The organism is Emcibacter sp. SYSU 3D8 (assembly GCF_039655875.1).
In the GTDB taxonomy this organism is placed as follows: domain Bacteria; phylum Pseudomonadota; class Alphaproteobacteria; order SMXS01; family SMXS01; genus RI-34.
In genome coordinates, this window is the sequence record NZ_JBBYXK010000002.1 from 440,347 (window position 1) to 463,786 (window position 23,440).

The 23,440-nt window shown below is 64.9% G+C and carries 10 protein-coding genes; 7 read left to right on the top strand and 3 right to left on the bottom strand.

Annotated elements, in window-relative coordinates; all coding sequences use genetic code 11:
• The gene (locus tag WJU21_RS07975) at window positions 1–5,322 is read right to left on the bottom strand and encodes a hypothetical protein (RefSeq protein ID WP_346322876.1); all 5,322 of its coding nucleotides are present in this window, start codon (window positions 5,320–5,322) and stop codon (window positions 1–3) included.
• Between the two features lie 375 nt (window positions 5,323–5,697).
• Between WJU21_RS07975 and WJU21_RS07980 the strand changes: the two genes are divergently transcribed.
• The 7 genes from WJU21_RS07980 to WJU21_RS08010 all read left to right on the top strand — a co-directional run bounded on the left by WJU21_RS07980 (window position 5,698) and on the right by WJU21_RS08010 (window position 16,842).
• Window positions 5,698–7,626: an autotransporter assembly complex family protein gene (locus WJU21_RS07980; RefSeq protein WP_346322877.1), complete on the top strand. Its 1,929-nt coding sequence runs from the start codon at window positions 5,698–5,700 to the stop codon at window positions 7,624–7,626.
• Window positions 7,626–11,984 (top strand): translocation/assembly module TamB domain-containing protein, encoded by a 4,359-nt coding sequence (locus tag WJU21_RS07985; RefSeq protein WP_346322878.1) that lies wholly within the window; start codon window positions 7,626–7,628, stop codon window positions 11,982–11,984. Before WJU21_RS07980 ends, WJU21_RS07985 begins: the two co-directional genes overlap by 1 nt.
• A 254-nt stretch (window positions 11,985–12,238) precedes the next feature.
• Window positions 12,239–12,916, top strand: a complete 678-nt coding sequence (locus WJU21_RS07990; protein ID WP_346322879.1) for a glutathione S-transferase N-terminal domain-containing protein — start codon at window positions 12,239–12,241, stop codon at window positions 12,914–12,916.
• Window positions 12,917–12,982: 66 nt separating this feature from the next.
• Entirely contained in the window at window positions 12,983–13,996 is a 1,014-nt protein-coding gene (locus tag WJU21_RS07995) for an amidohydrolase family protein (protein WP_346322880.1), read from the top strand.
• 151 nt (window positions 13,997–14,147) lie between these two features.
• Entirely contained in the window at window positions 14,148–14,567 is a 420-nt protein-coding gene (locus WJU21_RS08000; RefSeq protein WP_346322881.1) for a phasin family protein, read from the top strand.
• A 175-nt stretch (window positions 14,568–14,742) separates the two neighbouring features.
• On the top strand, window positions 14,743–15,213 hold the full coding sequence (locus WJU21_RS08005) for a hypothetical protein (protein ID WP_346322882.1): 471 nt from the start codon (window positions 14,743–14,745) through the stop codon (window positions 15,211–15,213).
• 81 nt (window positions 15,214–15,294) lie between these two features.
• Window positions 15,295–16,842 carry a carboxyl transferase domain-containing protein gene (locus WJU21_RS08010; protein WP_346322883.1) on the top strand — a complete coding sequence of 516 codons (1,548 nt, stop codon included), beginning with the start codon at window positions 15,295–15,297 and terminating at the stop codon, window positions 16,840–16,842.
• 22 nt (window positions 16,843–16,864) lie between these two features.
• On the opposite strand, the gene WJU21_RS08015 is transcribed toward WJU21_RS08010, so the two are convergent.
• Window positions 16,865–18,019: an ATP-dependent 6-phosphofructokinase gene (locus WJU21_RS08015; protein ID WP_346322884.1), complete on the bottom strand. Its 1,155-nt coding sequence runs from the start codon at window positions 18,017–18,019 to the stop codon at window positions 16,865–16,867.
• A 157-nt stretch (window positions 18,020–18,176) separates the two neighbouring features.
• The gene (locus WJU21_RS08020; protein ID WP_346322885.1) at window positions 18,177–23,360 is read right to left on the bottom strand and encodes a hypothetical protein; all 5,184 of its coding nucleotides are present in this window, start codon (window positions 23,358–23,360) and stop codon (window positions 18,177–18,179) included.
• Between the last annotated feature and the right edge of the window lie 80 nt (window positions 23,361–23,440).

Below are 23,440 nucleotides of genomic sequence, written 5' to 3' on the forward strand. Positions count from 1 at the left end.
TCAGTTGCCGGTGATGCTGCTGGTGGCGCTGTTGCCGATGGAGGTCGAGCCGACCTGGTTGCCGCGCACCGTGAACGAGCTTCCGGTGCTGACGGCGTTGCCCAACGCAACCGTGTTGCCGATGCCGATGGACACATCGTTGACCGACGACGAGATCGTGGCGCCCGACGTGGTCTGCAGGTTGGCCACCGTCGCGCTCGGATGCTGGAACGTACCGGTGTTCAGCACCAGGCTGTTGACCGCCCGGTTGCCCGTGGTGGTCGCCTCGACGATGTTGTCGTTGACGCTGAGCGCACTGTCGACCACACCGGTCAGGCCGGAGAAGTCGTCGATGGCAATCGTCACATTGTCGATGTCCGTGTTCACCGTTGCGGCGTCCAGGCTCTGCCAGTTGAGAACGGCGTAGTCACTGTCGCTGACCACGATCGGCCGCACACCGGCCGGGTCGATGGTGACGCCCGCACCCGAGGATTCCTGCAGGGTCGAGCCCGCCGTGGTCGACAGGGCGTTGAGCGCCGTGTTGCCGGTGGCGGAACCCAGCACTTCGTTCTCGTTGATCGTGACCGAGCTGTTGACGGCGCCGGTATCGGCGTCGTTGTGGCTGATGATCACCATGTCGATATCGTTTACGTCGGTATCGATGGTGCCGCCATTGATGTCCTGGCGGTTCAGCACGTTCGCCGTGGCGTCGCTGGCGGCGCCTGCATTGAGCACCAGGATGTTCGAGGAGCTGAAGCCCGTGCTGGTGCCGCTCACGACATTCTGGTTCATCACGGCAGCATCGCCGTCCAGTTCCGATTCGATGTCGATGAGCAAGGAGCCGTCCTCGACATCAACATCGATTGCCTGGGCGCCGGTCTGGAAGTTCAGGATGTTGAAGTCGGCGTTGAGCGTGAGTGGATTGGTGGCCGACAGGTCGCCGACAACCGGGGCCGGTGCGCCAACCGCGCCGGTGATCGCCGCCCCTGCATAGATGTCGATCCGGTTGGAAGCCGAACCGCCGATGCCCTGGCCCAGCATGTTGTTGCCAGAGATGCTGACCGCGACCGCGTCGGTGCTGGCGATGCTGTTGATGTTGGCCTCAAGCGTCATGTCTTCCGTATCGACCTCGACGCTGCTGCCGTCCGTCAGGACCTGCTGCGAAATGACCGAGGCGGAGGCGCCGTCCAGATTGGCGAGGTTGCCGTTGTCGACAACAACAAGCTGGCCGCCTGAGTCGAGGCCATAGCCCGCGCCAATGCCCAGCCGGTTGGTGGCGCTATGGATGACCGCCTGACCGAGCAGCAGATTGTTGTCGATGGACACGGTGCCGCTATCGACCGTGTCGAAGAAGGCCGACAGGTTGGTGTTGTCCACCTCGGCAATCACATCCTCGGTCTCGATACCGCCGATGGCGGGACCCTGGACGTTGAGGATGCTGGCATCCGAGGCCACGGTCACGTCGAATGCGCCCGTGGGATCGATGGTGGCGGCAGGCGCCGCACCGCCCGAGCCGCTGAATACGTTGGTCCCGTCGAGAACCAGCTGGTTGGTGGCGCGGTTGGAGCTAGCCAGGGCGGCGATCGCGTTGCCGTCGACGCTGGCATGGCTGTCGGTGGTGACCGATGTGCCGACCGGGTCACCGCGCACGATGAGCGAATTGCCATCCTGCGACGCGGTCACGACCAGGTTACCCGGACCAGGCGTCTGGACATTGGCGACAAAGGCAGATGCGTTGTTGGTGACGAAGTCCACCGCCGCGGCATTGCTGGCTTCATTGCTGCGTGCCTCGGAAAGCAGGGTGTTTCCGCTCACCGAAATGGTCGAGGCGTCGATCGTGCCGGGGCCTTCCGCGTCGGCGATCAGGCTCATGCTCTGACCGATGGCGGTCACGTCATAGCCATTGATCTGATAGGACGCGATACCGAACGCCAGATCGTCCGCCGCCACACTGCCGCCGGGGGCGCCGCTGAGCGCCTTGACCTGAGGCGTGCCGGCAACGGCCTCCTCATAGGTGGTGCCACTGACGGCGAGGGTGTTGATGCCGTTGTTGACGCGGGCCACCGACCGGATGTCGTTCCCGTCCACCGTCAGCGTGATGCCGTCTGCGGCGTTATCCACATCGGCCACGCTGGCGAGGATATCGACGCCCTGGATCTGCGCCTGAACCACGCCGACAGCGCCCGCCTGGTCGGCGTCGCTGGAACGCTGGGCGTTGCCGATGATGCCAAGCGGCGCATTACCGGCGCCGCCGCCGATGAGAGCATCGTCCAGGTCGAACGAACCCACATCGAGGGTCATCGAGTTCCTGGCTTCATTGGCGAGCGATTGCGCCTTGATGCTGTTGGCGTCGGCCGTCACCGTGCTGTTCTCGATGGAGCCATCATTGGTGCCGGCGGTCACCTGGATATCCGTATCGTCGATAAGCACGGACAGGCCGTTGCCCATCAGGCCATTGAAATCCTGATCGTTGAGCAGGCCCGTCTCGGCCCGCATCACGCTCTTGTCCGCGCCGATGTTGATCGAATTGATGTCTGCGCCTGCGATGATGCCGGTGACTTCCTGCGTCTGGGCGCTGATCTCGACAGCGTTCGTGCTGTTATTGATCCGGGCAGACCCGAGGATGCTGTTGCTGTTGGCCTCGGCATTCAGGTCGCTGATCGTGGTGGCGCCAGCCTGAACGTCGACAAGGATGTCGCCGGTAACGCTGACTTCCACCGAACCGGAACCGTTGAACTGGTCTTCCTCGTCCCACAGGGTCTGGGTGTTGACCAGCGTGCTGTTAGCGTCGAGCGTCACGGCGCCGACATCGATCAGGTTGTTGCTGGTATTGAGTGCAACCGAGCCCTCGATGGCATTCTGGCTGGCCGAGACATCGACCTTGCTGAGCGTCGCGCCGGCATCGGTGGACCCGATCGCCACATCGACGAAATTGCCGATGACGGTGGCCGTGATCGGGTTGCCCTCCGAATCCTCGAAGCTCTGATCGCTGATCAGCGAGAAGCCGGAATTGACGGTCGTCTGGGGCAGATCGTCACCCGCGATGTTGCGGTCGACCTGGGCTTCAATGGCGCCGATCGATACTTCCAGAGCCTTGGACCCTGCCGCCGTGCGCGAGCCCATGTCATTGTCGCCAACTGTAACACCCGAGATGGTGATCGCGTTGGTGTCCGAGTTCACCAGGTTGCCGAATACCTGGGCGCTGATGCTGTTGCCGTCGGCATCGAACTGCGAGTCGGAGGTCGCCAGCGCATTCGAGTCCATGTCGACGATGGCCAGGCCTGCGACGTCGTCGCCGGGACGGACGGTGGCAGAGAGGTTGAGACCGATCTTCGACGCGTCGTTGGAATTCTGCACCACCTGGGTGCTGACCAGGCCGACCGAAGCGTCGAACGTCGCGCCGCCGCCATCGCTGTTGATGTCGATATGGTTTTCGTTGATGACGTTGCCGATGATCAGGGCGACCGCGGCGTTGCCCGACGCGCTGACATCGGCCTGGGTGACCGAGCCCTTGGTGCCGCCGATATCGGCAGCCTCGACAACAAAGCTGCCGATCGTCGTCGAGGACAGCGTGCTGTCGTCGACATGCTGCGAACTGACAAGCGCGATATCGGTCGAGGCGCTGGACACCAGGTTCGACCGCCAGGACCGGGTCATGAAGCCGAGGTTGGTTTCATTCGGATCGACGCCCGGACCGTTGATGGTGGTGGCATCGATGCTGAGATTGTTCGAGCCGTTATTGGTGATCGCCGAGCTGCCGATCCGGTTGCCATCGGCGTTGATCGCCGTGTCGTCGATCGTGCCGTCAGACCCGCCCAGTGTTGCAACGCTGACGGTCAGGTCGCCGTTGGTCGAGGCGATCTGCTGGTTGCCGCCATCGGTGTTCTGAAGGCTGGTCAGGGTGGTCAGGGCGTTGAAGGTGGTGACATTCTCCACATCGACGCGGTTGCTGACCGAGTTGCCCCCGGCGGCGGCGAAGATGGAGTTGCCGTCGAACACGCCGTCCAGCAGATCGGTGTCGCCGCCGATCACGCTGGAGCCCGTCGTGTCTTCGACCAGCACATTCAGGTCGCCGTCATTGACGTCGAGCGCACCGACGCCGTCGCCGATGGTCGCGGTGACGGTGGCCTCGGTGAACTGCAGGCTGGAGACAAAGACATCGCCCACCGCCAGCACATGACCTTCTTCATTGCCCGCGTTGATCAGGCCAACATTGTCAGTCGCCTTGCCGGCGCTGAAGGTGCCGTTGACGGTGATGCCGTCGACCCGCGCCTTGTTGGTTGCGGTATTACCCATCGCGTCGGCAAGAATGTCGTTGCCCGCGAAATTGACCGTGGAGCCGGTCAGATTGTCGATCGGCTCGGTGCCGCCGAACGTATCGCCGGCCTCGATTGCCACGTCCTTGACCTCGGCGGTGAGGCTCATCGCGTCCTGGCGATTGAGCTGGGCGTTCACGACGCCAACCGCGCCATCGAGGACGACATCCGAGGCGTTCTTCACGTCCAGGTCGTCGTCGAGCTGCAGGGTGTTGATGCCGTCGTTGCCCACGATCAGCGCTTCGATGGTGTTGTCCTGCACCGACAGCGGGATCCCGTCGATGGTGATCGTATCGTCGTTGACCAGCGCCAGCGAGCCGATTCGCGCGGTGGTCACCGTGGCCGTCGCATCGATCCCGTCATTGACCTGGGCCGATCCGATCAGCAGTCCGGCACTGGCCTCGAGGAAATCATTGAGTCCCTGAGCGATCTGGGTCTGCCCCAGTTCGGTGCTGCTCCAGGCCGGGTTGAGGTCGCCCTCGACCACGTTGACCGTGATGTTGCCCGAGGTGGTGGAGGTCAGCCTGTTGCGGTCGACCAGCTGCGAGCTGCCCAGCCCCAGATCCTCGGATGCCGCCTCGATTTCGAAGTTGGAAATCGCGCTGTCGATGGTCGTGGTGCCGCGGTTCATCTGGATGGAGCCGAGCGTGCCGGCGTCCGTTGCGCCCGATCCGGTTACTGTCCAGATGCTGATGGACTTGGTGTCTTCGATGTTGCCGATCGCCGTCGCGGTGCCGACGTTGTCGGTGACGGAAATGCTGTTGCCGGCGCCGCCCATGAAATCGTTGAGACCAGGCGCGTTGCTGGTGATCTTGGTGACATCGATCGTTGCACTGATCGGCGTGTTGTTGTTGTCCTGGTTGGTGACCGCCGCAATCGCCGTCGAACCGGCGTCTATGGCCAGCAACGGCGCGGGCTCCCAGGTCAGGCGCAGATTGGCATCACCCGCAGCATTGGCGCCGGTGAAACCTGCAGCCGTGGAAAGCGCGATTACGCTGACAGTTGCCAGCACATTGGATTTACGCATTGGTAGCCCCCCTCGAGAAAATTTTGCGGCCTCAACAACACGCGGACTGATAGCCCGCCCATGCGCGACGCGGCAGCCCCACGGCCGAAAGACGCACATTTGATGTAAAAACCTTACCTTAGCCTGCGGCGCCTTACAACCATCGAAACGCGCCATCATCGAAACATCATACAACCTTAACCTGTTGTCGTGCCTCGTCCGCTCGTGGAAATAACGGCCCATTCGTGCCACACTTGCCGGGGTCGAGGCCGCCCGCGACGGCGCGGGACGAACCATTCGCATGTTGCCGCGTTAACGCTCCGGAGGGGCGGACAGGTGGCGACCAGTCCGGCGGTCAAGCCGCCCACCAACAGGAGAGCGGTGATTCGGCCGGCCTTGACGACAATTGCGATAATCACGTGGGCCGGACTGGCCGTGCCGCTTGGCGCGGCGTCGGCGCTTGCCCAATCCGCGCTCGACCCGCCCCGGATGACCAAGGCGCAAAAGAAGGCCGAAAAGGCCGAGCGCAAGAGTCTCAAGCAGGAAACGGAGAGACTGGACGAGGAAAAGAAGCGGGAACAAGAGGAACAGGACCGCAAGCGCGCCGCTTTGGGCCTGCCCTCCTACGCCTACAAGGTCGACATCGAAGGACTGAAGAAGACAGGGCTGGAGCAACTGCTGAAGGACCGGTCGGATCTGGTGCGGCTGCGCAAGGAGGAACCGGCGTCGATCTGGGATCTGCGCGCGCGCATTCGCCGCGACATCACCGGCTTTGCCGACGTGCTGCGTTCCGAGGGCTATTACGGCGCCCGCATTACCTACGAAATCGACCGGGCTGCGAAGCCGATCAGGGTGGCCATCGACGTGGAACCGGGCGAGCGATTCGTCATCGGCGCCTATTCCATCGAACTCGTGGGCCCGGATTCGGTGCCCCAGCCGGTCATGGACGAGGCGCGCTCGATCGCCGACCGCCAGGTTGGCCGGCCGGCGCGGAGCGAGACCGTGGCGCTGGCGTTCGGACAGGTGATGGCCAAGCTGCCGGAACGCGGCTATCCGCGCGCCAAACTGGCGGTGCAGGACTTCAAGGCCGATCACAAGACCGGCAAGCTGACCGCCCGGGTGCGGATCGATACCGGGCCGCGGGTGCGTTTCGGCGAGATCAGTCTCGACGGGCTCGCCAGTGTGAAATCCGGCTATGTGCTGAAGTCGGTAACCTGGAAGACCGGCGACGTCTACGACAGCCGCAAGGTCGAGGCGTTCCGCCAGGAACTGACCGAGATGAACCTGTTCGCCTCGATCCGGATCGACACCGACGATCCGCTGCAGGGCGACCGCCAGCCGGTCAAGATCCGGCTGCGCGAGGCCAAGCACCGCTCGATCGGCGCAACGGCATCCTATTCCACGGTCAACGGGCCTGGCGGCTCGGTCTTCTGGGAGCATCGCAACATCTTCGGCGCAGGAGAACGGCTGGTGCTGGAGTTGGAAGGCGACCAGAAACTGCAGCAATTCACGGCCGACCTGACCAAGCCGCGCTTCCTGCGCAAGGACCAGAAACTCCTATTCGGCGCCGAGGCGGCGCGCGAGGACACCGACGCGTTCCTTGAATATCGCGGCGTGCTGCGCGCGGCGGTGGAGCGCGAGATCAACAAACGGTTGCGGGTGCGGGTTGGCCCGGAAGTATCGTACCTGGACACGCGCGACGCCTTCGCGCCGGCGAAGAACGTGCTGGTCGGCCTGCCAGCCATCGTCACCTATGACCACAGCGACAACCTGCTCGACCCGACCAGGGGCTACCGCCTCGACGGCAAGGTCTCGCCCTACGCGGTGTTCGGCGACGGCAAGCATTTCGTCAGCATGGAGGGCACCGCGCGGGCCTATTTCCGGCTCGACGACGGCGGCCGGTTCGTCTCGGCCAGCCGCGTGAAAGTGGGTGTGCTGTTCGGCGCGGACGATATCCGCAACGTACCCGCATCGAAGCGGTTCTATTCCGGGGGAGGCAACTCGATCCGCGGCTATGGCTATCAGGCCATCGGCCCCAAGGATCCGGCCGGTGAGCCGATTGGCGGCATGTCGCTGTTCGAAGTCAGTACCGAAATGCGCATCAAGATCACCGAGACCTGGGGCGTGGTGCCGTTCTTCGAAGGCGGCAGCGTGTTCGACAGCGAATTGCCCGATTTCTCGCGCAAGCTGCGCTGGGGCGCGGGCATCGGCGTGCGTTACTACACCGGATTCGGGCCCATCAGGCTCGACGTCGCCTTTCCGATCAACAAACAGCCCACCGACGACAAGTTCCAGATCTATGTCAGCATAGGACAGGCATTCTGATGGCCGAGGCACCAGCGGAACACAAGGGCACGACCCGGTGGAAGCGGGCCGCGGCCTATGTGCTGGGCGCCCTGGTGCTGGCCGTCGTGCTGCTCTATGCGCTGGTCCGCATGGGCGCCTTCAACGGCATGATCGCAGGTCTCATCGAGGACGCCTTGAGCGACCCGGCCACCGGAACGGTCGCCACCGTCAACGGCCTGCGGGGCGACCCGCTGTCCGACGCCGCCATCCGCGGATTGACCATTGCCGAGCGCGGCAAGGTCACCGTGGCCGCCGAGCAGATCGAGCTGCGCTGGAGCCATCTGCGCCTGCTGTCCGGACGCGTGCGGGTCGAGACGCTGACGGCCGAACGGCTGCTGCTGGCGGCGGCGCCGCCGGGCGGTCCCGAGCAGCCGCTGCCAACCGCTTTGCCGAAACTGCCCGTCGACGTCCGGCTCGTCCGGCTGAAGGTGGACGAAATCCGTTTCGAGGGGTCGCCTACGGTCTTCACGCTGGTGGGTGCCGGCCGCTGGACCACCGATCCCGCGATCGAGGTGCGCCTGGCGCTCGCGCCGCAGGACCCGGATGGCGAGTTCATCCGTCTCTCCGTGGACTACGAGCCCAACGAAAACCGCCTGGTCCTGGACGGAAAGTTGACGAGCAAGTCTGGCGGCGGGCTGGGCGACTTCCTGTTCCCCGGCGAATCAGGCGATATTTCACTGGTGCTGGCTGGCGAGGGATCGGTGGAGAACTGGCGCGGCCGGCTGGACGGCAAGCGCGGCAACGACGTCGTCGCGGCGCTGGATATCGCCGTCACCGACCGGCTGCGCATCGACGGCATGCTCGATCCCCGGCCCTTCCTGCCCGGAACCGAGACCACGGCGCTGATCGGCGCGCCGCGCGTGACCCTTGACCTCAAGTTGAAGAACGGCCTGCCCGATACCTACACCGCCGGCATCGTAAACGACGGCGCGAATATCCGCCTGGCAGGCAGTCTCGCCGACCGCGAGGCCATATTGTCGCCGCGGTTCTCCGTCGTCTCCAGCAATGCGGCGTGGTTTGCGCCGGTGCTGGGCGGCTGGACCTTCGGGCGGGCGTCACTATCCGGCGCCGTGTCCCAGACCGGCGACGGCCCGAATGTGCAAGCCACCATGGCTGTCGAACGGCTCGCGGGCGATGGCTTCGCCGCGCGAAAATTTTCCGGCGACATCAGCCTGACCGCCAGCGACGCGGGCGGGACCCTGGCCTATGCACTGACCGGCAAGGGCGCGGTGGAGGGCATTGATGCCGGCGAGCGCAACCTGCGCGCCGACTGGATGCTGGACGGCCGCTACGATCCCGGCAAGGAACAGATATCGATCACCGACCTGCGGCTTTCGGACAATGGCTCGCGCATCGCCGCCAAGGGCGACGTGAGTCTCTCGCCGCTGTCGGTCAAAGGCTCGGCCACGGTGGCGGTAACGGAGATCGGCCGCTGGACCGGCGCAGGCATGCGCGGCGGCATTGCCGCCGACGGCAGCTTCGAGTGGCGGCCCGATCGCGGCCGTCTGATGGTGAAGGCCAAGGGCTCGGCCAAGGGCCTGGTGCTGGCCGACGCACGGCTTTCGGCGCTGCTGGGTCCGGCGCCGTCGTTCCGCCTGGAGCTGGACGATCCGGCCGGCAACGGTCAGGGCGAACTCGACGGCGCCGTCACCGGCGCGCAGGTGACGGCCAGCCTGAAGGGCCGCATCGGCCGTACCGTCGACGCGGTTTACGAGGCGCGCTTTGCGGACGTCGCGGCATTGGCTGGAGACGGTGCGCTGGAAGCGTCCGGTCCGCTGATCGTGACCGGCACGCTGAGGGGCGCCACCGACTCGCCCGATGTGACCCTGCGCACCCAATTGGCGCAGGCATCGCTTTCCGGTATTGCGATCACCGACCTTGCCCTGACCGCCGAGGCCACCGATCTGGGCGGCGCACCGCGCGGCCGGATCGATGCCGCCTTTGCCATGGACGGCGAAAAGGTGACGGCCGAGATCCCCTTCCTGTTCGACGAGACCGGCGGCTGGACCGCCGATCCCATCGAGGTAAAAGGCAAGTCGGCGAGCCTGTCGGGCAGCCTCGCCTCCGCCAGCCTGGGCGCGCCCATGACCGGCAGACTCGACCTGCGTCTGTCGGGACGCGGCGTGATGTCCGCGCTGGCCGGTATGCCGGCCTCCGGCTCGGTAGAGGGCGCGGTGATCCTCGAGCCGGAAGAGGACGTCCAGGGACTGCGTTTCGATGTGGCTGTGGCCAAGGCCTCCTTCGCCACGGGAGACGGCTCGGTCGCCACCGTTGCCCGCGCGCGTCTCGAGGGCGATGTCGCCATCGGCGATGCACTCGACGTGCGCCGCATCACCCTGGATGGAACCGACATCACCGCCGGCCGCGCCAAGCTGGCCAGCCTTGCCGCCACCGTCACGCCCAGCGGCGGCGGCCTGGCGCTCACCGCCTCGGCCAAGGGCGAGTTCGAGGGGCCGCTGGAATTGTCGCTGCAAGGCCGCGCCGACCGCGCCATATTGGCCGCGCCCAACACCATCACCCTGGACAGCCTGGACGGCACCTTTGCCGGCCAGAAGATCGCCCTGTCGGCACCGGCCACCGCCGTGCTTGCCGAGGATCGCACCGACATTGGCCCGATCCGGCTGAGCTACAACGGCGCGCCGCTGGAAATGCAGGCAACCCTGCGCGACAGCGGCAGCACCGCGAGACTCTCGGGCAGGGACCTCGACCTGTCGGTGATGTCGATCCTGACCGGCGGCCAGGACGTCGCCGGCAAGCTGACCATCGACGGCCAGATCGATTTCAGCGGCGGCATGCCGCGCGGCGAGGCAAACCTGCAGGTCAAGGATCTGATCGTCGAAGATACGCTCGACCAGAAGCCGGTCGACCTGAAGGGCAGCGTCACGCTGGCAGGCGGCCGGGTGAAGGGCGGGTTGACCGTCGACACGGCCAGCGAACGGGCGCTGGACGTGGCGCTCGACCTGCCGGTGGCGCGCGGCACCAAGGGGCCATTCGCGCTCGCGGTCGAAACCGACAAGCCGCTCGCCCTCGACATCAAGGGCAACGCCGAACTGGCCTATCTCTGGCCGCTCACCGGCGCCTATGAACATATCGTCGGCGGACGGGCGACCGTGGATGCGCGTGTCACCGGGTCCGTCGCCAATCCGACATTGAACGGCGACTTTGCCATTGCCGGTCTCACCTATCGCAACCTGTCCACGGGAACCCAGATCGAGGCCGCCAATATGCGCTTCGTGCTCAAGGACAGCCTGCTCGAGTTGCCGACCACCAATGCAACCGACGGTAGCAAGGGCAGCATCGTGCTGTCCGGCTGGGTGAGACCGCTGGCGCCCGGCGGCATGCAGGCCGACATCACCGCCCAGTTCACCAAGGCGCGCATCCTTAAGCTGCGCGACATGACGGCGCGCGCCACCGGCCAGATCCAATACACCCAGGACAAGGACGGCGCGCTGCTCAAGGGCGAGGCCGCCATCAACGAGGCCGAGTACACCCTCAATGCCAAGGCGTCGGACGATTTCGTCAAGCTCTACGTGGTCGAGCTGAACCGTCCGCCAGGTCTGATCAGCCTGCCCGAGAAGCCATCCGAGCGCACGTTCAAGACCCGGCTGCGGATCGACGTCACCGCAGGCAACCGCATTTTCGTGCGCGGCCGCGGCCTCGATTCCGAATGGAGCGGCAAGGTCCGCGTGCGCGGCACCACCGACCAGCTTGCCATGCAGGGACGGATCGAACTGGTGAAAGGCGAATTCGATTTCGCCGGCCGCCGCTTCGTGCTGCAGGACGGCTCGCGGATAGAATTGCTGGGCGGCACGGATCTCGATCCGGTCATCACCGCCCGCGCGGTATATTCGGTGACCTCGCTGACTGCCGAGATCGCGCTGACCGGGCGCGCCTCCAACCCGCAGATCAAGCTGTCCTCCAACCCGGAGATGCCGCAGGACGAGATCATCTCGCGGGTATTGTTCGGCCAGGACAAGCAGAACCTGTCGGCATTCGAGGCCGCCCAGCTTGCGGCAGCCGTCGCCTCGCTGGGCTCGTCCGGCTCTGGCTTCGATGTCATCGGCAAGCTGCGCGGCGCCTTGACCCTGGACCGGCTGTCCGTGGGCACCCTCGATCAGCCCGGCGCCGACGACGAGGACAATGCCGGCAAGCCGGTGATCCGTGGTGGCAAGTACATCACCAAGAACATCTATATCGAGGCGGGCAGCGCCACCGAGGAGGAAGACGCGCAGTCTGTCTCGGTGGAAATCGACCTGACCAAACATCTGAGCGTGGGCACGGAAGCGACAACGACCGGAAACCAGAAGTTCAAGCTGCAGTACAAGCTGGATTACTAAGCCGACGTCACCATCTTTCGAGCGTCGCGAGGGAGCCGATGAGCAGCGATTCGACCCGCCGGTTAGCGGCCGGGTCGCCGATTACATCCGATACCGGACATCCTATCCGGCCGCGGCCATGGACTTCTTGCTTTGGCGCTGCACGATCTGTTCGAGCGCACGGCGCGAAACGACACGGTCGATCTGGAATACAGCACGAGAATTTATGTCGGTTCCGGCGCGCAATGATCGCCGCGCCGCGATAGTCTCTGGCCATGCAGCTTTATGAACTCATTCTCGATCACGGCCGCTCGGTCAGCCCGTTCGTCTGGCGGGCCAAGATGGCGCTCGCCCACAAGGGCTTCACCCCTGAAACCGTCGCTATCGGCTATGGCGACAAGGCGGCCCTTGCCTTCTCGGGCCAGGACCGGGTGCCGGTGCTGGTCGACGGTGACAGGGTGATCGCGGATTCGTGGCGCATCGCGTGCCATCTGGAAGACCGCTATCCCGACCGGCCGAGCCTGTTCGGCGGCGACGGCGGCCGGGCGCTGTCGCGGGTGTTCAACCACTGGTGCGACAGCCAGTTCCTGTCCAGCCTGTTCATGCTGTGCTGCGCGCCGACCTACGACCTGACACCCGAGGCCGATCAGCCCTATTACCGCGAGAGCCGGTTCCAGTGGACCGGTATGACCATCGAGCAGATCCGCGACGCCGGCAATGTGGGCAAGGTGCGCGCCAGCCTGGAGCCCATGCGGCTGACCCTGAAGGAGCGGCCGTTCCTGTCCGGCCACGCGCCCGCCTATGCCGATTACTGCGCGTTCGGCGGCTTCATGTGGGCACGGACCAGCACCGGCCCGATCCTCGAGCCGGACGATATCGTCGAGCACTGGCGCCAGCGCATGCTGGATCTGTTCGATGGCTTCGCACGCAAGGCGCCCTGCGCCGAGAAATGATGAGCCCCGTTTTCCTGCAGCGCCGCTTGGGGTAGGCTCGCTGCGCAACTGAATGGGGAGAACATGATGGCAGGTGATGCAGCCTGGCTGGCACAGGTGCAGGAGGAGGCGCTGGAGCCCGACCTGCCGATCGTCGATCCGCACCATCATTTGTGGGATCACCCCGGCTCGCGCTATCTGCTCGACGAATTGCTTGCCGACACCGGCAGCGGTCACAACGTCGTTGCCACCGTATTCATGGAATGCGCCGCCATGTACCGGGCCGACGGACCGGTGCGCATCGCGCCGGTCGGCGAGACCGAATTCGTCAACGGCGTCGCCGCCATGAGCGCCAGCGGCCTTTACGGGAAGACCCGGGCCTGCGCCGGCATCGTCGGCTTTGCCGACCTGACCCTGGGCGCTGCGGTCGCCGAGGTGCTCGAGGCGCATATGAACGCCGCGCCCGACCGGTTCCGCGGCATCCGCCACGCCGCCGGCTGGGACAAGGACGACCGGGTGCGCCGCTCGCACACCAACCCGACCGAGCACCTGCTGCTCGATGCCACCTTCCGCGAGGGCTACGCCCAGCTGGGCAAGTTCGGCATGAGCTTCGATTCCTGGCTGTACCATCCGCAGATTCCCGAGCTGACCGACCTGGCGCGTGCCTTTCCCGGCATCCCGGTGATCTTCAACCATTTCGGCGGACCACTCGGCGTCGGCCCCTATGAAGGCAGGCGCGACGAGATATTCACCCAGTGGAAGAAGGACGTCGCCGAACTGGCGGCATGCCCGAACGTCAACGCCAAGCTGGGCGGCATCAACATGGCGGTGAACGGTTTCGGCTGGCACAAACGCGACAAGCCGCCGACATCCGCCGAACTGACCGCGGCGACGCGGGACTGGTACCTGCACATGATCGACGTGTTCGGTCCCGGCCGGTGCATGTTCGAGAGCAATTTCCCCGTCGACAAGCTGTCCGTCTCCTACGGAATATTGTGGAATTCCTTCAAGCAGATCGCCGCCGGTTTCAGCGCGCCCGACAAGACCGCGCTATTTTCGGGCACGGCCAGCCGGGTCTACCGCTTGCCTGACTTTGGCTGAGAAACTCCCGAAGTGTATTTCGCACTTGCAATATAATATTTGATGGTTATGTTGCAGTGCACAAAACAGCAGCCCCGGCCGTTTTGGAACCTTTTCATCACTGAGCATCGGGGTCGATCCCGCCGCAAGGCGACAACGAGAGGAACTGAAGATGGCTAGCAAGAACTCCAGCACCCCGGCGAACCCGTTCGCCGACTGGTATGAGAACGTACAGAAGATGGTCGGTGGCACCCTGCCGGCCGTCGATCTCAAGTCGCTGACCGAGGCCGGTCAGGGCAACATGAAGGCCATGGGTGACGTGGCGAAGATCGCCGCGAACGCACTGCAGGACATCGTCAAGCAGCAGCAGGCCATCGCCACCCAGGCGGTTGCCGAGTGGCAGGATACGGCCGGCAAGCTCGCCAGGGGCGAAGGCCAGGCGCTGATGACCGGCTCGCTCGACACCTTCCGCACCAAGGCGGAAGAAGCCGCCAAGAATTTCGGTGACCTGTCGGAAATCGCCCGCAAGGCCCAGACCGACATCTGGGGCGTGCTGACGACCCAGTTTGAAAAGAATACTGGCAAGAAATAGCCATAAAACCCGGCGCGGCGCCCCACGGGAGCCGCACCGCACGACTTGACGAAGGCGCGGGCCAGCCCTGCGCCTTCGTTTTTCCTTTTTCCCGATCCCTTCCCGGCCACGCGCGTTGGGTAGATCGAGAGTGTCGGCCTCCGTGCCGCCCCGTCGCCGAGAAAGGAACCCGATCATGGCCACCACGCTTTTCCCCTTTTCGTCCTGGTTTGCCGCCGGCACCCCTTTCGCCGGTTCGGCGCAGGGGCCAGCAGAGGTGATGGCAGCACTCGCCCGTATCGGCGCCGAAGCCAGCCGGCAGGTGCTCGAGCAACAGCAGGAGATGGCAGCGACGATCCTGGAAAGCTGGCGCGAGACCGCCGTGCCCCGGGATCCGGCAGGCCTGCTCGAGCTGCCGCTCGAGGCCGCGCGCCTCGGCACCAGGATTACCCTGCAGAACGCCAGCCAGCTCGCCGGGATCACCCGCCAGGCGCAGTCCGACCTGCTCGCTGTCATGGCGGCAAGCACCGGGGCCGTTGCGGCGGATGCGGTCGAGAAGACCATCGAGGAATCCGGCAAACTGGCAAAAGACGTTGTCGCCAAGGCTGCCGCAACGGGCGATGCGAGCATCGAGGAAATCGCGCTCGCCGGCCAGTTGGTCGAATAGGGACCGCGCTGGCCGCGCGTGAATTGCGTCCCGGCCCCTTATCCGTGAGAATGCCTTCTCTGTGAAACGGGGAGACACGGAATGAGCTGGGAAGCCGACGTCGCCGAACTGCGCCGCCGCCAGGAAATGGCGCTGAAGATGGGCGGCGAAGACAAGGTCCTGAAGCAGACATCCCGGGGCAAGCTGACGGTCCGCGACCGGATCGCCCGGCTGGTCGATGCGGACTCGTTCCGCGAGGTCGGCGGCCTCTCCGGCAAAGCGACCTATGACGAGAACGGCAACCTGATCGAGGTGATGCCGGCCAACACGGTGATGGGGCGCGGCAAGGTCGAGGGCCGCACCATCATGGTGCAGGGGGACGACTTCACCGTGCGCGGCGGCGCATCGGATGCCGCCATCGCCGGCAAGCAGGCCTATGCGGAACAGATGGCGCTGGAGCTGCGCATTCCGCTGGTGCGGCTGATCGACGGCACCGGCGGCGGCGGCTCGGTCAAGATGCTCGAAAAGGACGGCCGCACCTATCTGCCGCGCAATCCCGGCTGGGATCTGGTCGTCGCCAATATGGGCACGGTCCCCGTGGTGGCGCTGGGTCTGGGCCCGGTCGCGGGTTTGGGCGCGGCACGGCTCGTGACCAGCCATTATTCGGTGATGGTCAAGGAACTCAGCCAGGTATTCGTCGCCGGCCCGCCCGTTGCCAGGCATGTGGGCGAGGACGTCACCAAGGAGGAACTGGGCGGCAGCTGGATGCACACCCGCAACGGCTCGGTCGACGACGAGGTGGCGACCGAGGACCAGGCCATCGCCAATGCCCGCCGGTTTCTGTCCTACCTGCCGCCCAGCGTTCATGAACTGCCGCCGCGCGGCCCCACGACCGACGACCCGGACCGCCGGGACGACGCGCTGCTGTCGATCGTCCCGAGGGACCGGCGCAAGGTCTACAAGATGCGCAAGATCGTCGATTCCGTGGTCGATGCGGGCTCGTTCATGGAGATCGGCAAATACAATGGTCGCCCGCTGATTACCGGCCTTGCCCGGTTGGACGGCTGGCCTGTCGCCGTGCTGGCCAGCGATCCGTACTTCTATGGCGGCGGCTGGACGGCCGACGCGTCGCACAAGGCGATCCGTTTCATCGACATGGCCGAGACGTTCCACCTGCCGGTGGTGCATTTCGTCGATAATCCGGGCTTTGCCGTGGGCGTGGCGCACGAACAGGCGGCCACCATCCGGCACGGCTCGCGCGCGCTGGCCGCCGTCTATCAGGCAACGGTGCCCTGGTGCTCGGTGGTGATCCGCAAGGCCTTCGGGGTTGCCGGTTCGGCCCACGCCAATCATGAGCGGCTGCGCTATCGCTATGCATGGCCGTCGGGCGACTGGGGTTCGCTGCCCATCGAAGGCGGCATCGAGGCCGCCTACACGCAGGAGTTGCGGGAAGCCGAGGACCCGGAAGCCATGCTGGCCGACATCCTGGAACGCCTGAACCGGGTGCGCTCGCCGTTCCGCACCGCGGAAGCCTTCCTGATCGAGGACATCATCGACCCGCGCGACACCCGCCCGCTGTTGTGCGAGTTCGCCAACCTGGCCGCCCCGCTACGCACCGCCGGCAGGGCGCTGTTCCACATGCGGCCCTGAACAGGTCCGCCGGACGCAGCCCCTAATACAGGAACATGGGCTTGCCCTGAACCTGGCGGATCACCGGGCGGTACTGCTCGGTGTCGTAGAGCTCGGCCACGTCGACCCGCCGCTTGCCCTGGATGCAGGTATCCACAGGCACGGTGGTGTAGTTGCCGTCGCGGATCGCCATCATCAGGCCGCTCCTGCCCTCGGCCAGCAATTGCACCGCACCGACGCCATAGGCCGAGGCAACCATGCGGTCGAGGGCGTCCGGCGCACCGGCACGCATCAGATAGGCCAGCGACTGGTTGACGATGCCCTGGCCGGTGATCCGTTGCAGTTCCTCGCCCAGATAGGTGCCGATGCCGCCCAGCTTGCGGTGGCCGTAGGCATCGGCCTCACCGGTCTCGACAGTCCTGCCGCCCGTCATCGAGGCGCCTTCGGAAATCACCACCATGGCATACCCCGCCGGATTGTCGGTCTTGTCGCGCATCACCAGTTCGGCGACCTTCTCCACGTCGAACGGCACCTCGCTGATCAATACCCGATCGGCGGCAGCGAGATAGCCTGAGATCAGCGCCGTCTCGCCGCTGTTGCGCCCGAACAGCTCCACCACGGCGATACGCTCGTGGCTCCCCGTCGGCGTGCGCAGGGCGTCGATGGCCTCGACGCTACGGCTGACCGCCGTGCCGAAGCCGATGCAGTAATCGGTGCCGAAGACGTCATTGTCCATGGTCTTCGGACAGGCCATCACCTTGACACCCTCCTGATGCAGCCGCGCCGCATAGGACAGGGTGTCGTCGCCGCCAACGGCAATCAGCGCGCCGATGCCCAGCTTCTCCAGCACATCGACCACATGGTCGGTACAGTCGATGCGCGCGCCGGCGTCGACCGCATAGGGCGATTCCAGAAAGCGGGGAAGATCCTTCACCGCCACCCGTCCGGGATTGGTGCGCGATGTGTGAAGGATGGTGCCGCCGGTGCGGTCGATGCCGCGTACCCGGCCCCGGTCGAGGATCATCGTGTTGGCGTCGATGGATTCTCGGTCGTCCGGATCGATGTTGAGGAGACCGGCCCAGCCGCGGCGGAAGCCGACGGTTTCCCAACCAAGCTCGGCGGCGCTGGTGGCCACCGCCTTGATACAGGGATTGAGGCCCGGAACGTCGCCGCCGCCCGTGAGAATTCCGATCCGCATAATGCCACTCCTTCCGCCGGTGAATCGCGAGGGCATCATACAGGCAGCGCCCCGCCTGCCCATAGACCCGGCGTTGACAGCATTTCGGGCGAAGCAGTGCTGCTTCGCCCGAATGTCGTGCCGGGGACCGCCGGGAAGCGGCCCGATCGAACCGAGACTAGTTGCTGCCGATGCTGTTGGTAGCCCGGTTGCCGATGGCCGTGGCGCCAACCGTGTTGCCCTGCACCTTCAGCGTGCTGTTGTTGCTGACGCCGCTGATATTGACGCCGCTGCCAATGCCCACCAGCGTATTGGTGACCGTTGCGGAAATCGTGGTCCCCGAGATGGTCTGCAGGTTCGCAACAGCTGCGGACGGATGCTCGAACGTACCCGTGTTCAGCACCAGGGAATTGACCGCATCATTGCCAATGCTGCTGGCGCCGACCTCGTTGCCGCTGACGTTCAGCACTGAATCGGTGACGCCGCCGACAAACCCGTCGATCCCAACCGTCACGTCCGATGCCGTGGCCAACAATCCCTCGTCAAATCCAGACACCGACTGACGGTTCAGCACCGCATATTCGGCGCCGGTGATTCCGATCTCGGTCGAGGCGCCCGGATCGATGGATACGCCCGCGCCGGCTTCTTCCTGCAAGGCCGCGCCCGCGATGGTGGCAAGGCTGTTCAGGGCCGTGTTGCCGGAAACCGAAGCCTGCACCTGGTTGCCGGCGACATTGGCGCTGCTGTCCAGCCCGCTGCCCGCTACGGCCAGGCCGATGGCGATCTCGTCGGCATCGGCGGACAGGGCCGCGAAGCCGTCAAGCACCTGGATGCTGGCAACCTGTGCGGTGGCGTCACTGGACGATCCCGCATCCAGGCCGAGTGCATTGCTCGCATAGAAACCGCGCGTCTGCGCGATCACCATGTTGTTGTCGACGGTCAGCGCGTCGGTGACCGCATCGGAGTCGACAACGATGCCGATGCCGGTCAGCGATACCTCTGACGCAATGTCCTCTTCGTCGCTGAAGGCTGTCTGCATGTTGAGCAGGGAGTAATCCGCATCCAGGTTGATGTCGTCCGAGCCGGGGAAACCGACGGACGGTGCCGGTGCGGTAACCCCGCCGAGGATGGCCGCACCTGCGGTCGCCGTCAGGCGATTGGTTGCCGTGCCACCGGTGGCGGTGCTGGCCACGGAGTTCCCCGACACACTTGCCGCCACACTGCCGCTGCTGCCGATTGCATCAAGGCCCTCCGAGGCCGCCGAGTTGATCGCGTCGGCCGCCCCGATTGTCACGTTGGTGGTAAGGGCCTCGACCTCGCCGTCGTCAGAGATTGTCTGAACCGAGACCAGCGCCGCGCTGGGCGTTTCGTCCACCGCGCCGATATTGGCGGCGCCGGCGATGGACAGCAGATTTGACGCGCTGTGCACCATTGCCTGACTGAGCACGGCATTGTTGTCCACGGTCAACGACCCGGTATTGAACGTCGCCACGTCCGCCAGAATGTTGACGGTATCGACGGTTGCGTAGACGTCTTCGTCCTCGTTGGGCGATGTGAAGTCCGGACTGCCCTGCATGTTGATCAGCGCGATATCGCCGGTCACCCCGATCATGGGCGCGCCGCCTGCACTGATGGACGCTGAGGGCGCTACGTCGAAGCTGCTGAGGATATTGGTGCCCGTGACAGAAAGCGTATTGGCTGTCCGGTTGGAGGAGGCGAGAGCACCGATACCATTGCCCTCCAGGCTGATGCTGACCCCATCCAGCGCCGGGCTGATGCCGATCGTATCGCCATCCACATCCACCAGAATCTCGATATCGAAGACGTCGGCGGTAATGGACGGATCCTCATCCGTCGCGCTCTGCACATTGGCCAGGAATGCCTGTCCGTAATTGGTGACGTAGTCGGACACCAGCAGGTTCGACGAATCGCTGCCGCGCGCTTCCGCGATCAGCGAATTGCCGCTGGCTGACAGGTCGGTGCCGGTGATGGTGGGCGCACCGTCGGCGATGATCCGCATGCCGACGGGCGTGCCGCCGCCCGAACCGGTCAGCGCCGCTGTGACGTCGTGGCTGTTTACCTGGTTGGAGGCCAGACCGAATACGGAGTCGGTGAAGGTCACGATGTCGCCGGAGCCGGAATCGTACACCTCTGCGGTGGGAAATTGGGTGTCGGCGGGATTGATATTGGGCAGCGAGGTGCCCGTGGCCGTCAGCACGTTGCTGACATTGTTGACCCTGGCCACCGCCCGCATTTCATTGCCGTCGATGGTCACTGAACCATCGCTGATCGCGCCGGCAACGCCGGAAAGGTCCAGGATGGCCCGCGTCGTATCGCCGAGCGCCGAGAAGCCGTTGTTAGTATCCGTGACTTCTGATCCCTGGTTCGACACCAGCATGGCAAACGGTGCGCTGCCGGTGACCGGCGCGCTCAAGGTCCCGATGTCGAGGGCCAGCCTGTTGCTGGCATCATTGCCCAGGGCCTGAATGGTCATGGCGTTGCCATCGATCTCGGCGACATTGTTGGTGAAGGCACCCGCGGTGCCGACGACCATGCTGAAGTCCGAATTGTCGTTGACGACGTCGAGACCGGCGCCGCTGCCCGCATCGCCAAGATCGACAAACCACTGGTCATTGACGAGTGAGTGCGCGGCGGCTGTGAACATGCCCGAACCGTCAATTGCCGCAGTTTGATTGCCGACTGATTGATACTCGCCGGGCGCCTGTGTCTGAGCCTCGACCGACAAAGTGTTGGTGGCGAGGTTGATGCGGCCGGAGGCCAGCAGTTCGTTGCCGTCAATCTCGAAGCGCGCGCCGGTAATGGATTCGGGCGAGCCGTCGCCGGTCCTGCCGACGCTCAGGGTGATGTCCGCATCGTATTGGTTGGCGATCAGTGCCGCCGAATTGCCGTCACCATCATCGTCGGCGACGGACTGCATATTGATCAGCGACGACATGGCATCCAGCGTGGTTGCCGCATCGACGGACAGCGAGGAGGTGGCCTGGTTCAAGGTGGCCGAGACGACACCGGCATTGCCATTGGCGGTGAATTTGCTGTCGGTCAGCGCGAATGCGGGATTCAGTCCGATGCGCACGAAGACAAGGTCACCCTGCGCCCCATCCGCGACGATGCCGTTGGTCGCGGTGACGATGGCGCCTTCCAGGTCTTCCACGGCCTGGTCGTTCAACACGATAAAGTCCGAGACGCTTTCGGCCTCTGCAACACCGGAGCCCCGCTGGGTAGCGGCATAGCCAAGCGCGGAACCCGAGACGATGGTGGTGCCGGCGACGTCAAGCGAGGTCCCGGTGCCATCCGACAGGTTGCCGAAGACGCGGGCGCTGAACACGTTGCCGTCCGTGTTGATGCTGGAATCCGCGATCTGCTGCGGAAATCCCCACACTTCGAGTTGCGATTGATTGGTCGACGGCGAATCCGTCTGAGCCGTCAGCGAGGCGCCGTCCTCGACGGTCTGGGAATTCGCTGCAATGGCGCCCAGGGTTACGCTGTTACCGGTGATATCAACGCTTGCCCCGGTGGACAGGTTGCCCACGGTCAGTGCCGAGATCTCGTTATTCGACGTGCTGATATGGGCGGTGTCGATCTCGGAGCCCGCCGGCGACAACATTGCCGAGTTCACACGGATATTGGAGATCGTGGTGGATTGGGCGCCGCCACCGTCAAGCACCTGCCCGTTGAGCAGAGATACCTCCGCGGATGCACCAATGAACGGAGACGAGCGGTAGTCCGCCAGGTCCGATCCTGTCGTGCCATCACCCACAGTCGTGCCATCGATGACGATCGCGCTGTCGCCCACATTGCCCATGGCCTTGGAGAACAGGCGGTTATCCTCGACCAGCACTTCGGTGCCGACGATGTCGCCGGCGGCGCCGGCGAGGCTGGCGATAGACACCTGAAGATTGGCGCCATCACCCGCGGCGCCGGTATCGGCGGTCTGCAGGTTCTCGGCATATTGGATGGACTGGACCGCGGCGATCGAACCGAACGTGGTCGCCCCTTCTACCTGCAGATCGTTGACGGTGGCGTTGGCTGTTGCGGCGGCGCCGATGCTGTTGGACGACGCCGTGACGGTGGCGCCATCCAGATCCTCGGTCAGCACGAACATGTCGCCCTGGTCGCTGGCTGCGGCATCGACGAGGCTGTATTGCCCATTCTGGACGAACAGATCAGCGCCCACCTCGGCGATGTCGGGCGAACCGCCCGTGTAGGTGTTTGCCTGAGTGCTGAGGCTGGCAGCCTGGTTGACGCCATCAGCCAGATTCAGGGAATTGGCGGAAGTATTGGCCGTGGACTGGGCAATGATGTCGTTGCCGGTGAAGGTCAGGCTGCTGCCCGCCAGATCGGCAATGGCCGTGGATGTCGCCGACTCGCCGGCTTCGACCACGGAATTGGTGACGCTGGCCGAAAACGGTACGTCTCCGCCGCTGAGCTGAACGCTCGTGACTCCGGCGGTGCCGACCAGATCCAGCTTGCCGTCGTTGCCGACGTTCACGCTGGTGGCCGCGTCATTGCCGGTGAAATCCGCCCGGATCAGGCTGTTGGTCAGATCGAGATTGACGCCAGCAAGCGCCGCAGGCGTGCCGTCAACAGTGGCCAGGGTGCCGATCCGCGAATCGCCGACCGTCGCCGACGCTACCGCCAGATTGGCGTTGAGCTGCGCGCTGGCGGCGAGGATGGTCGCGCCCGCCACCACTTCGTCCGGCGCGCCGGGATTGGTCAGTGTCGACTGGCCAGCTTCGGCGCTGGAGAGACCGGGGTTGATGTCGCCCGCCACCATAGTCGAGGCCTGGTTGCCGCGGCCGTCGGACACGATGGCGTTGTTGTCGAGAATCACGGAACTGCCCGTGCCGAGATCATCGAATTCCGACCGGATCTCCGCGCTGGACGTGGTGGCGCTGATGCCGACCGCACCAAGATTGACATTGGATTGAAGCGTGGCGGCTGTGGCCGCGCTGGTGGTGCCGGTGCCGGTGGCCGTGTACAGATCCACGAAGGTGCCGGGATCGGTATCGACCGCACCGACCACCACCGGACTGATCGCCGCATTGCCCACGGCCAGGGCGAAAATCGTATTGAAATCCTCGAGCACGGTTACCGTGCCGCCCTCGACGTCCTGCGGACCGATCAGCGGAATGGAGATGGACGCAACCGCGTTCGTGGCGCTGAGGGAGGTCGTCGTGTTGTTCTGGACGCTGGTGTCGATCACCGAACTCGCGCCTGGTGCCGTCAACGTCGGCGCCAGCGACAGGTCGAACAGGATGTTGTCGGCACGCGCACCGGAAACACCGGCCGCCGTGGCCAAAGCAATAGCGCTCACCGCCGTCAAGGCGAGATTAAATTTCATGATTAGCCCCCTCAAAGCCCTACAAATCGCGGCAGCCGGCCACTGGCCGTATTTGCGCGCGGCTGAATCTCAGACTCAGC

Bases quoted from the DNA above. Each gene is read 5' to 3' on its own strand.
- WJU21_RS08020 (WP_346322885.1), bottom strand. From the start codon at position 23,360: ATGAAATTTAATCTCGCCTTGACGGCGGTGAGCGCTATTGCTTTGGCC.
- WJU21_RS08015 (WP_346322884.1), bottom strand. From the start codon at position 18,019: ATGCGGATCGGAATTCTCACGGGCGGCGGCGACGTTCCGGGCCTCAAT.
- WJU21_RS07995 (WP_346322880.1), top strand. From the start codon at position 12,983: ATGGCAGGTGATGCAGCCTGGCTGGCACAGGTGCAGGAGGAGGCGCTG.
- WJU21_RS07975 (WP_346322876.1), bottom strand. From the start codon at position 5,322: ATGCGTAAATCCAATGTGCTGGCAACTGTCAGCGTAATCGCGCTTTCC.
- WJU21_RS07990 (WP_346322879.1), top strand. From the start codon at position 12,239: ATGCAGCTTTATGAACTCATTCTCGATCACGGCCGCTCGGTCAGCCCG.
- WJU21_RS07985 (WP_346322878.1), top strand. From the start codon at position 7,626: ATGGCCGAGGCACCAGCGGAACACAAGGGCACGACCCGGTGGAAGCGG.
- WJU21_RS08000 (WP_346322881.1), top strand. From the start codon at position 14,148: ATGGCTAGCAAGAACTCCAGCACCCCGGCGAACCCGTTCGCCGACTGG.
- WJU21_RS08005 (WP_346322882.1), top strand. From the start codon at position 14,743: ATGGCCACCACGCTTTTCCCCTTTTCGTCCTGGTTTGCCGCCGGCACC.
- WJU21_RS08010 (WP_346322883.1), top strand. From the start codon at position 15,295: ATGAGCTGGGAAGCCGACGTCGCCGAACTGCGCCGCCGCCAGGAAATG.